Genomic DNA, 11740 nt, shown 5'->3' with positions numbered 1-11740 from the left:
GGGCCCTGCCGCAAGATTTATTCGCCGCCGCCGCATCCGTCGCGCCGGTGCCGTCCTTCGCTGCCCTGCCCCGGCTGAACCGGGCCGGGACTTTGCCGCCGTCCGCATAGATTATGCGCGAACGCCTCCAATTGGCGGGTAATGGGAAATGGAAACGCCCGGATCAGTTGCTAGCACGGGCAAAACGAAAGCCGGACGAGCGGGAGGCGGTTATGCGGACGAAGCGATGCAGCGCGGCATGGGCGAAAGCGGCGACGGCGGCGGCGCTCTGCCTCGCCGCCGTTCCGGCGGCCGCCGAAGCACCCGCCGCCACCGCGCCGGGGGACAGCCCGGTCATGCGGATTCCGCCGATCGGCCCCAGCGCCGCGCAATGGCGCGACCCGGGCGGGCGCGCCGAGATGCCCGTCCGCCGCTTCGTCGCCAAGCGCACCGGCGTGTTCGATGGCGAGAAAATCTCCTATCACATGATCGCCGAGGATCAGGTGCTGCACGGCGCCGGCGGCGCGCCCACGGGGTCGATCTTCGCCTTTTCCTATATCAAGGACCAGCCCGCGGGCGCTCCGCAACGCCCCGTCCTGTTTATCTTCAACGGCGGTCCGGGGTCGTCGTCGGTCTGGCTCCACATGGGGGTCATCGGCCCGCGCATGGCCGCCTTTCGCGACGTGACGCCGTCGCAGGTGCCGCCCTTTCCCGTCGCCGACAATCCGCACAGTGTCCTCGCCGCCGCCGACCTTGTTTTCGTCGATCCGGTCGGCACCGGCTTCAGCCGCTATTGGGGCGCCGGAAAGCCCGAGGATTTCTATGGGCGCGAAGAGGATGCCGCGGCGAGCGTCCGCTTCATCAACGCCTGGCTCCGCAAGCATGGCCGCTGGAACAGCCCGAAATTCCTGCTCGGCGAAAGCTATGGCACGATTCGGGTCAATCTGGTCGCGCGGCGGCTGATGGGCGGGTTCCTCGACGGCACGCTGAAGGGCGCGTCGGTCAACGGGGTCATCCTCGTCGGCGGCGACGGCGGCTTCGCCGATCCCCAGGGCAACGACCGCTTTCGCGTCACTTTCACGACGATGGCCGCGACGGCCTGGTATCACGGCCGCGCCGACCGGGCGGGACGCGGCTTCGACCAGTTCATCGCCGACGCCGACCGCTTCGCGCGCGACGAGCTGGTGCCCGCGCTAGACCGGGGCGAGGCGCTGCCGCCGCCGGCGCTGACCGATCTCGCGCGCAAGCATGCCGCCTTCACCGGCCTCGACGAAACCTATCTGGTCGCAAAGAAGCTGCGCATCATGCCGAGCGATTTCCGTACCCACCTGCTCGCCGACCAGGGACTGGAGCTCGGCCATTATGATTCGCGCTACACGCTGCCCGCCCAGGGCTCGCTCGGCGATCCGGTCGCCGACGACCCCGCGATGGGCCAATATGCGGCGCCCTATATCGGTGCCTTCAACCATTATATCCGCGACGAACTCGGCATCGACATCGACGATGACTATGTCGTGATCGATTGGGTCAATGTGAATCTGCCATGGAACCACGGGCCGCGCGACGAGGCGGCCGCCGGAACGCCCTTTGCCGGAGGGACGGGCGATCCGGGCGGCGACCTCGCGGCGATGATGCGCCGCAATCCCGACCTGCGCCTGATGTCGATCCAGGGGTGGTTCGACCTGTTCGGCGCCGTCGGCACCGCGGAATATGGCATCGCCCAGCGCCGCCTTCCCGCCGACCGCGTCACCGCCAAGGCCTATCTGTCGGGCCATATGCCCTATGTCGGCGAAGCCGGCCCGAAAATGGCCGACGACCTCAAGGCCTTCATCCGGACGGCCTCCCACCCCGCCCCGCGAGGACCGCAGCCATGAAACGCCTTTCCCTCCTCCCGATCCTGTCGCTCGCGCTGGCCTTCGCGCCCGCCGCGGCGCAGAACGCGGCCGCGCCGCCGCCGGAATCGGCCATCGCTCTTCCCGCGCCGATCACGACGCCGCTGGCCGGCACCTTCAACGGCCGGAAGGTCCGCTACGACGCACGGGTCGAACCCATCGAAGCGACCGGCACCGACGGCAAGACGACCGCGCGCCTCGTCGCCATCTCCTATGTCGCCAAGGATGCGAAGCCCGACCGGCCGGTGATCTTCGCCTTCAACGGCGGCCCCATCTCGCCCTCCTATATCCTCCATATGGGTGCGCTCGGCCCAAAGCGCGTCGCGGTGCCCAACGATATCGCGGTGCCGGCCGCTTCGTTCCAGCTCGTCGACAATCCCTACACATTGCTCGACGTCGCCGATCTCGTCTTCTTCGATCCGGCGGGAACGGGCTTCAGCCGCCTCGCCCCCGGGGTCGACCCGCAGAGCCAGTTCGGCAATGTCGCCGATTCGCGCCAGCTCGCGTCGCTCGTCATCGAATGGACCAAGGCTCATGGCCGCACCGGCGCGCCGCTCTATCTGATCGGCGAAAGCTATGGCACGCTCCGCGCGCCCGAAGCCGCGCACCAGTTGCAGGCGGCCGGGGTCGATGTCGCGGGGATCGTGCTGCTCGGCCAGGCGGTCAATATCGTCGAATATGCGCAGCGGCGCGGCAACATCATCAGCTATGCCGTGTCGATGCCGACGCTCGCTGCGATCGCCTGGTCGCACGGCAAGGCCGACGCGAAGGGGCGCAGTTTCGACCGCTTCATGGCCGATGTGCGCGATTTCGCCGCGAACGAATATCTGCCGGTGCTGTTCCAGGGCGACACCGCGCCGGCGCAGAGCCAGCGGACGGTTGCGGCAAAGCTGCAGGAATATACCGGCCTGCCCGCCGACTGGTATCTCGGGCATCAATTGCGCATCACCAAGGTCGACTATCAGCGCCAACTGCTGCCCGGGCAGCGCCTCGGCACCAACGATGCGCGCTATGCGGGACCGGCCGACGGGCCCGATCCGTTCGATGTCGTCCCCGACCGCTATGCCGAGCTGTTCCGCCACTATCTGGAAAGCGACCTCAAGGCGGGCGCGGTCGGCGACTATGTGACGCAAAGCCCGTTCCGCGGCGGGCTCAACGGCTGGGACTGGGGGCCCAATAAATCGCCCTTCGGCGACTGGCCCTATGGCCGCGCGATCGGCGAGCTGTTCGAGAAGAATCCGGGCTTCCGCCTGTTCGTCGCCAACGGCTGGACCGACACGCAGACGACCGTCGGCGCGATGGACTATCTCGTCGCCCAGTCAGGCTGGCCGCGCGCGCGCCTCCGCACCGCGACCTATCAGGGCGGCCATATGCCCTACACGATCGAGGCGAGCCTGAAGGCCTTCACCGACGATGTCCGCGCGATGGTCGAACGGAAATGGTGAAGCGCGCAGCGGCCGGAACGACGGGGAGAATGGATGTGCAAGCGAAGATGATCCTGGGCGCGGGCGCGCTGGCGCTGCTGACCGCGGCGGCGCCACCCGAAGAGGCGGCCATCACCTTCCGCCCGGTCAGCGAGAATGGCGCCGTCGCGGCGATCGACGTGACGATGACGCTTGAGATCGACGGCGCGCTGAAGCTCGACGCTCCCATCGTCTACCCCGGCGCGCCCGGAACCGCCGACCGGATGCGGAACATCACCGTCACCGACAAGGAGGGCGCGGTCCCGTTGACGATCAGCGAGGATCCGCCGGTGCCGGGCGGTTTCCCCTATTTCCGGCACTGGCAGGCGAACCGGCCAGTGTCGGGGCCGGTCCGCGTCACCTGGCGCGCGCTGGTGACGGCACCCGGCGGCGCCGGCGGGCCGGCCTTCGGCATCCGCGCGGTCGACCGCGGCGTGGTCGGTGCCGGCAGCACGCTGCTCCTGCTCCCCGACCGCCCCTCGATCGCGACGACGCGCGTCCACTGGGATCTGTCCGGGCTTCCTTCCGGGTCCATCGCCGCCATGTCCCACGGCGATGGCGACCTGGTCCTCAGCGGGCCGCCGTCCCAGCTCACCCAGAGCTGGTTCATGGCCGGCCCGCTGGGGCGCTTTCCCGCGGCGGGGCAGAGCGATGGCTTCAGCGCCTATTGGCTCGGCACCCCGACGTTCGACGCGCCCGCCGAAATGGCCTGGACGGCGCGGGCGCACAGCTATCTCGCGCAGCATTTCCCCCACCTCAAGCCGACCCAGCCCTACCGCGTCTTCCTGCAGTTTCGCGAACAGCCGCCCTTCGGCGGTGCGACCGCGCTCCATCAATCCTTCATGCTCGCGCGCGGCCCGCTGCGCGAGGGCGAGGAACGCGCGGCGCCGCGCCTGACCTTGTTCCACGAGATGATCCATATGTGGGTCGGCGGGATCGAGGCGCCGGTCGGCGTGTCGAGCTGGTTCAGCGAGGGGCTGACCACCTATTATCAAAACCTGCTGCCGATGAAGGGCGGGTTCATTTCGCTCGACGACTATGGGCGCGAGATCAACGAACTGGCCGAGAGCTACTACACCAACAAGGCGCGCAACTGGTCGGCGGAGGCGATCACCAAGGTCGGATTCACCGATGAGGAAATCCGCCACCTCCCCTATCGGCGAAGCGCGCTCTATTTTGCCGACCTCGATGCGCGGATCCGCGCGGCATCGAAGGGCAAGCGCGATCTCGAAACCCTGCTCTTTCCGATGTTCCTCGCCCGCGAACGAGGCGAGACCTTCGACCAGGCGCGCTGGATCGCGATGGTGACCGCCGAACTCGGCCCGCAGGAGAAGGCGCGTTTCCAGCGGCTGATCCTCGACGGCGCCGACACGATCGAACCGCGATCGGACGCCTTCGGCCCCTGCTTCCGGCGCGAAGCCGCGACCTTCACCCGCGACGGAAAGGCGGTCGCCGGCTATCGCTGGGTCCGGGCTGCGGGCGTGGCGGACGAACGCTGTATCGAACGCTAGGGTCAGGCTTTCGGCAGCGCCGCCAAAAAGCGTTCCACGTCCGCCATGTCGTTCTGCACCGACGGCGTCAGGCGGAAGCGGTTGGCCGAGATCGTCAGCTTGACCTTCGCCGCCTTCATCGGCGCGGAGAGCTTGGTGCGCGCATCCTGCAGCACCGCCGTGACGATCGGCGTCCGGGCTTCGGGCGGGGTCATCACGCTGTAGCCGCGCCGCGGCAGCTCCTTCTTGAGCACCTCGATCATCGTCTGCGCGTGCGCCTGGATCGCCGGGACGCCGAGGCGCGCGATATAGGCGAGCGAATGGTCGAGCTGCGCGATCACCGCGTGCGAATGCGTGCCGAGCGCGAAAGCCCCCGCCGCATCGGGGCGGAAGCTATAGTCGGCGACGCTGTCTCCCGGCGTGTCATAGGGATAGATGTGGGTCTGGAACGATCCGATGCCGTAATAGCCGTAGTTCGTCCGCTTGAGCCGGGGCAGAAGGTCGCCGCGGACGTACAGGAAGCCCAGCCCGAAATCCCCCATCAGCCATTTATAGGTCGATGCCGCCGCGAAATCGACGCCCGAGGCCTTGACGTCGATGGGAACGCAGCCCGCCGCGTGGACGATATCGGCATAGACGAAGGCGCCCGCCGCATGCGCGATGTCGCACACCGCCTTCAGATCATGCTCGAAGCCGTTGACCGTCGAAACCAGCGACAGCGCGACGAGCTTCGTCCCCTTGCGCACCGCCGCCTTCATATCCTCGATCCGGATGCGCCCGTCGACCGGGCGGAGCCACGTCACCTCGCAGCCCTGCTTGGCCATTTCCTCATAGAGGGGGAGCGAGCCAAAGAAGTGCAGCGTATCGGTGACGATATGCGCGCCCTCGTCCGGCAGGCCGAGCGCGCGAAGGATCATCTGCTCGCCCGCGGTCGTGCTCTGGACATAGCTGATCTCGCCAGGCTCGGCGTTGATCAACTGCGCGAATTTGGCGATCGGCCCCGCTTCGTCGAGCGCATAGCCCTGCGCTGCGGGATCGAGCGTGCGTTTGGCGAAATAGGCGTCGATCGCGGCCTTCGCGCCGAGGCTGACCGGATGCTGCGAACCATTGTCGAGATAGGCGATGTCGGTCGGCGCGAAGTCGCGCCTTGCCGGAAAGGTCGCGGCGGGCACGTCCGCCCGCGCGATCAGGGGCATCGCCATGGCAAGTCCTGCATTGGCCGCAAGATATTGGCGCCGGCTTATCATAGGGGCCTCCTCGATCCCAGTCTTGCTGAACGCGATGAGTCTGGGCCGCACCGCCCGAAATTTCCATGCGTATATCGCCGCATTTTCGAAATGATTTCGCGGGATCGCAGAGCTAGATCGCCTCAATGACCGCCGACGCCCCGCTCTTCACCGGCCTCACCGATCAGGCTGCCGACGGCCTGCTCGCGCTGATGCTCGCCTATCGCGCCGATGCCCGCCCCGACAAGCTCGACCTCGGCATCGGCGTCTATCGCGACGACAACGGCGCGACCCCGGTCATGGCGGCGGTGAAGGCGGCGGAACGCCTGCTGGTCGAAGCACAGCCGACCAAAGTCTATCTGGGCGTCGATGGCGACGTCGATTATGTCCGCCGTCTCGCTGCGATCCCCTTCGGCGCCGACCGCGCGGCCGACGAACGGCTCATCGGAATGCAGACCCCGGGCGGCACCGGCGCGCTGCGCCTCGCCGCCGAGCTGATCGCGGCCAACACCGCGCCGCGGCGCGTGTGGATCGGGGCGCCCACCTGGGCCAATCATATCCCCATCTTTCGCGCGGCGGGGGTCGAGATCGCCGCCCACCCGCTCTTCGACCCGCTGACCCAGTCGCTCGACCTCGACGGCATGGTCGCGGCGCTCGAAACCGCGGGCGCCGGCGACGCGCTGCTCCTGCACGGCTGCTGCCACAATCCCGCCGGCATCGACTTCACGCCCGACCAATGGGAGCGGATCGCCGATGTCGCGGCGCGGCGCCGGCTGATCCCGATCGTCGACCTCGCCTATCAGGGGCTTGGGCGCGGGCTGGAGGCCGACGCCCACGGTACCCGCCTGCTGTTCGACCGCTGCGAGACGCTGCTCCTCGCCTATAGCTGCGACAAGAATTTCGGCCTCTACCGCGAACGCACCGGCGCGCTCTGGGCCAAGGCGCCCGACGCGGCGAGCGCGTCGCGGCTGCACATCGCGATGCGCAATCCGGCGCGGTCGGCCTGGTCGATGCCGCCCGACCACGGCGCAGCGGTGGTTCGCATCATCCTCGAACGCGACGACCTGACGCGCGAATGGCGGGCCGAGCTCGAACAGATGCGGCTGCGCGTCCTCGGTCTGCGCGAAAGCCTGGCCGCCCTGCACCCCGCGCTCGCCGGGCTGCGGGCGCAGACGGGCATGTTCGCGATGCTGCCGATCTCGCACGACGCGGTGATGGCGCTGCGCCGGGACCACGGCATCTATATCGCCGATGACGGCCGCCTCAATGTCGCGGGACTGACCGAGGCGAACATCCCGCGTCTGGGCGCCGCGCTCGCGCCCTGGCTGGGCGGCCGCCGCTAGCCGGCCCGCGCCTTGTCGTCGATATAGGCTGCGGCGGCCAGATCCTGCACGATGTGGCCGAGCGACTTGTAGAGGGTGATGTCGTCGGGCGCGGTGCGCCCCGCGACGCGGCCGTTCAGCACATCGCCGATCTCGCCGACGATATGATCGTCGCCGATCAGTCCCGCCGCCCTGGCCGCGAGGAACTCGGCCCCCGCCGCCAGCACCGAAGCGCGGCTGTCGGCGATATAGCGGCTCGCCGCGACCAGCCCGCCGTCGATCTCGACCGGACCCGCATAGCTCGATCCGACGATATTGATGTGCGTTCCCGGCCGGACCCATTCGCCGAGCAGAACCGGCGTCGCCGATCCCGTCACCGTGCAGATGACGTCGGCCTCTGCCGCTTCCCGCGCGTCGGCGACGAAGCGCATCGGCACGGCGACCTCTTCGCGCGCCGCCTCGATCAGCGCCGCGGCTCGGCGTTCCGAGCGGCCCCAGATCCAAATCTCCTCGAAATCGCGAACCAGCGGCAGCGCGCCGAGATGCGACCGCGCCTGGGTGCCCGTCCCGAAAATAGCCAGCCGCCGCGCATCGCGGCGAGCAAGCGCGTCGGTCGCGACCGCGCTCGCCGCGGCGGTGCGCCGCTCGGTGATCTCCCCCGCATCGGCGACGCAGCGCGGCTCGCCCGTTTCGCGATCGAACAGGACAACGACGCCGCGATGCCGCGACCGTTCGGGATGGGCTCGGTCGGCAAAGGCGGTGATGATTTTCGCCCCGAAACCATCCGGCGCGACGAGGCTGCCCGGCATCAGCGCGAACAGGTCACCGGGCGCGATCGTAACGATCTGGCGCAGCGGCTGGTCGCCCCCGTCGGCGCTGAACCGCGCCATCGCCGCGCGGACGGCGGCGATGCAGCCCGGCATGTCGAGCAAGCGGGCGACATCCTCCGATCCGTATACGCGCATCCTCTTTCCCTCGCTCAGCGCCGCGTCACGAAGCGCCGCAGCGCTGCCGCGAGCACCGCCTTGTTGGCATCGCCCTCGAAAGCCGAGTGCGGCCCGGGCACGAGAATCTCCTGCGTCCGATCCGCCGGAACCCCTGCCTTCGCCATGCCGGCGCGCGCGGCATAAGCGGGCGTCGACAGGTCRAAATAACCGCCGGTCCACACCAATCGCAGCTTCGGGTCGTCCTTCATCGCCTGCGCAACAATCGCGTTGATGTCGGAGCTGCCTTCATGATCCCAGGCGAAGTTCACGTCGAAATTTACCCCGCGATAATATCGAACGGGCGTATCGAACTTCAGCGTTTCGCGGAAATAGCGTTCGAGCGCCGTGGGCGGCCGATCGGGCTCGACCGGCGCATTGGGCTCGTCGATCCCGATCGTTCCGCTCCCATCGCGCTTCAGGCCGCCGGGACCGAACATGGTGGGATCGCCCGCGGCGCCGCGGGTCGCTCCTTCGAGCGGGGCGGAGACGCGCGTGTCGAGCTGCCCCGTGCGTTGCCCCTGGTCGGCGATGACGCCGAACATGAAATCATCCTTCGACAGGCGCAGATTCTTTGCCGCGATCGTCTCGGCGGAAATCCCGATCATCGCCCCCATGCGCCTTGCGATGCCGGCTTTTTCGGCCTCGGAAAGCGCGTCGCCCTTCGCATAGGCGGGCGCGAGCACGTCGGCAGCGAAGGCGGCCGCATCCTCGAACGCCTGCGCGACCGTCTTGCCCCGCCCGGCCTTCTTCCAATACCAGGCGGTCGTCGCCATCGCGGGAAAATCGCCCAGATATCCCGCGTCGGTATCCCCCCGGGCGCTGACAACCGCGACCTGCACGACCCCGTCGAAATGCAGCCGCGACTGGTAATCCTTGAGCAGATAGGCGGCGCGTACCGTCCCATAGCTTTCGCCCATCAGATAGCGCGGCGACGCCTCGCGCCCATTGGCCTTCAGCCAGCGCTCGATGATCGCGGCGACCGATGCGGCGTCGCCGCTGCGGCTCCAATAGCGCGTCCCCGCGGCGGTGGTGAAATTGCGGCTGAAGCCCGTTCCCACCGGATCGATGAAGACGAGGTCGGCGACATCGAGCAGGCTCGATGGATTGTTGCGGATCGTCTCTCCGTCGCGGATCGCGGGACCGATGCCGTTCAGATGCAGCGGCGACGACGACGCGCCCGGCCCGCCGTTGAAGGCGAAGATGACCGGGCGCTGTGCGGGATCGACCGTTCCATCGCGAACATAGGCGATGGTGACGAGCGAGGCCTCGGCGCGCCCGTCGGGGCCGTTCAGGAAATTCTCCCGCACCGTCGCGGTATAGGGAACCTCCTGCCCATCGAATTCGCCGACATGATGGGTAACGGCAACGAGCGGCTGCCGCTGGGCCGTGGCGGCGCGAGCCTGGTGCCCGGCTGCTGCGACGGGCACCAGCGCGACCGGGACGACGAGCGACAGGGCGACGGCGGCGATGATCTTCAAGGGCGTACTCCCACTCATTCTCCGTGCCGCATCGGCGGGCCGGCTGGGGCAAGGATGACGGACGCGGCCTGCCATTATTATGCGAAATCGCGACCGATCGGAGCATTTTCGGAGAATTTTTTCCCGTCAAAAGCCGCCATAGAGGAGGAAATGAAGAGGGAGGAAATATCCGTGCCCATCCCGAATCTCCGCCTGGCAGCCATCGCCGCGCTGATCGCGCTGTCGCCGCCGGCCGCCGCCGCGCGGGACGACGGCGCGATGACGGTGACGATCCGGCCGGGTCCGATGGACGAGGCGGCCGGAAAAGGCTTCGTCGACGTCTCGCTGGCCCTGCCGGCCGACGGCACCCCCGCCGGGGCGCCGCTGCTGGCGATGCCGGTCGTCCTCGCCAACACCGAAAGCGCCGCACGGACGCTGACGGCGATCGAGGCCAGCGATGCCGCGGGCCCGCTCGATCTGGTCGCGAAGGACGATCCCGAAGCCCTGGTCTTCCATCGCCATTGGACGGCCTCGCGCGCCGTCGTGGGGACGCTGCACGTCCGATATCGCGCGCCCGTCGACAACACGCCCCCGCGGCGCGGGTCGGGACCGCCGATCATGCTGCGTATCGACGGCGACGGATTTTCGGGCGCGGGCAACATGTTCCTGATGCTCCCCGAAGCGAAGACGCCCTATCCGATCGCGATCGACTGGGATCTGTCGCAAATGGCACCCGGCGCGACCGCGACCTCCAGCTATGGCGAAGGCGATGTCGCGCTGCCCGCCGGCCCGGCCGACCGCCTCGCGCGCACGGTGTTCATGGCCGGGCATATGTCGCGCGAGCCCGCGGCGGTCACCGGCAAGGGCTTTTCCGCGGCCTGGCTCGGCCAGCCGCCTTTCGACCCGCATCCGCTGATGCAGTGGACGCACCGGCTGCACGGCTGGATGGCCCGTTTTTTCGAGGACGGCGGCGAGCCGCCCTACCGCGTCTTCCTGCGCTTCAACCCGATCAACGCCGGCGGCGGCACCGCGCTTATCAATTCCTTCCTGACCACCTACAACGCCGCCACGACCGCCGACAGCGTCAAGGGAACGCTCGCGCACGAGATGGTGCATACCTGGACGTCGAACGGCCCCGGCCAATGGTATGGCGAGGGCATCGCCGTCCATTATCAGGCGCTGCTGCCGTGGCGCGCCGGGCTCATAGGCACGCAGGCTTTTCTGGACGATCTCAACGAGACCGCCAGCCGCTATTATTCGAACGCGCTCAACGATGTGCCGAACGACCAGATCGCCCCGCGCTTCTGGGAGGACACGCGAATCCGGACCCTTCCCTATGATCGCGGCGGGCTTTATTTCGCCATTATCGACGCGCGCATCCGCAAGGCCAGCGGCGGCAAGCGTTCGCTGGACGACTTGGTGCGGACCATGATCGGCCGGGCGCGCGCCGGCCAGCCGGTCGACGAAGCCGCCTGGCTCGGCCTGCTGGCGGCTGAAGCCGGGCCCGAGGCGCTCGCCCTGCACAAGTCGATGATGGAGGGGGGCCTTATGCTGCCCGAAAGCGGCGATTTCGGCCCCTGCTTCGCGCGGACGACCAAGACCATCCCGCGCTTCGAACTCGGCTTCGACCCCAGGTCGCTGGTCGGCGACGTCAAGACGATCAAGGGGCTGGTACCCGGATCGGCGGCCGAGCGGGCGGGTCTGCGGAACGGCGACGTCGTGACCTATCGCCAGGCGCTGGACGCGCTGCAGGGCGACGTGCGGGCGGAACTCACCCTCTTCGTGACCCGCGACGGCCGGGAATTCAAGATAAGCTATCTGCCCCGCGGCGAAGAGGTCGAAATCTACCAGTGGGCGCGAGTGGAGGCCATTCCCGAGACCATGTGCAAATATTGAGCATGGGACATGAAAGCGCGATACCGGCA

At 68.2% G+C, this 11740-nt stretch carries 8 protein-coding genes; 5 read left to right on the top strand and 3 right to left on the bottom strand.

Features of this window, described 5'->3' with window-relative positions; all coding sequences use genetic code 11:
* Nucleotides 1–212: 212 nt before the first annotated feature.
* From CD928_RS11650 to CD928_RS11640, 3 genes are read left to right on the top strand one after another with little or no spacing between them, the layout of a single operon-like run.
* Entirely contained in the window at nucleotides 213–1853 is a 1641-nt protein-coding gene (locus tag CD928_RS11650; protein WP_176473552.1) for a S10 family peptidase, read from the top strand.
* Nucleotides 1850–3316: a S10 family peptidase gene (locus CD928_RS11645; RefSeq protein WP_176473551.1), complete on the top strand. Its 1467-nt coding sequence runs from the start codon at nucleotides 1850–1852 to the stop codon at nucleotides 3314–3316. The genes CD928_RS11650 and CD928_RS11645 overlap by 4 nt, the downstream gene beginning before the upstream one ends.
* Nucleotides 3317–3351: 35 nt before the next feature.
* The gene (locus tag CD928_RS11640; protein ID WP_176473550.1) at nucleotides 3352–4845 is read left to right on the top strand and encodes a hypothetical protein; all 1494 of its coding nucleotides are present in this window, start codon (nucleotides 3352–3354) and stop codon (nucleotides 4843–4845) included.
* A 2-nt stretch (nucleotides 4846–4847) separates the two neighbouring features.
* Here the strand turns inward: CD928_RS11640 and CD928_RS11635 are convergent, their stop codons facing one another.
* On the bottom strand, nucleotides 4848–6026 hold the full coding sequence (locus CD928_RS11635) for an aminotransferase class V-fold PLP-dependent enzyme (RefSeq protein ID WP_255247125.1): 1179 nt from the start codon (nucleotides 6024–6026) through the stop codon (nucleotides 4848–4850).
* 170 nt (nucleotides 6027–6196) lie between these two features.
* Here CD928_RS11635 and CD928_RS11630 point away from each other — a divergent pair, with 170 nt between their 5' ends.
* On the top strand, nucleotides 6197–7393 hold the full coding sequence (locus CD928_RS11630) for an aromatic amino acid transaminase (RefSeq protein WP_095387203.1): 1197 nt from the start codon (nucleotides 6197–6199) through the stop codon (nucleotides 7391–7393).
* On the opposite strand, the gene CD928_RS11625 is transcribed toward CD928_RS11630, so the two are convergent.
* Nucleotides 7390–8337: an ornithine cyclodeaminase family protein gene (locus CD928_RS11625; RefSeq protein ID WP_095387202.1), complete on the bottom strand. Its 948-nt coding sequence runs from the start codon at nucleotides 8335–8337 to the stop codon at nucleotides 7390–7392. The genes CD928_RS11630 and CD928_RS11625 overlap by 4 nt on opposite strands.
* Nucleotides 8338–8351: 14 nt before the next feature.
* Nucleotides 8352–9836 (bottom strand): hypothetical protein, encoded by a 1485-nt coding sequence (locus CD928_RS11620; protein WP_176473549.1) that lies wholly within the window; start codon nucleotides 9834–9836, stop codon nucleotides 8352–8354.
* Between the two features lie 171 nt (nucleotides 9837–10007).
* Here CD928_RS11620 and CD928_RS11615 point away from each other — a divergent pair, with 171 nt between their 5' ends.
* Complete coding sequence (locus CD928_RS11615; RefSeq protein WP_141237142.1) at nucleotides 10008–11711, top strand: peptidase M61; 1704 nt, start codon at nucleotides 10008–10010, stop codon at nucleotides 11709–11711.
* Nucleotides 11712–11740: the final 29 nt, after the last annotated feature.

This window comes from Sphingopyxis sp. GW247-27LB (assembly GCF_002277025.1).
Lineage (GTDB): Bacteria > Pseudomonadota > Alphaproteobacteria > Sphingomonadales > Sphingomonadaceae > Sphingopyxis.
This window is presented reverse-complemented; position numbering and strand designations above follow the sequence as displayed.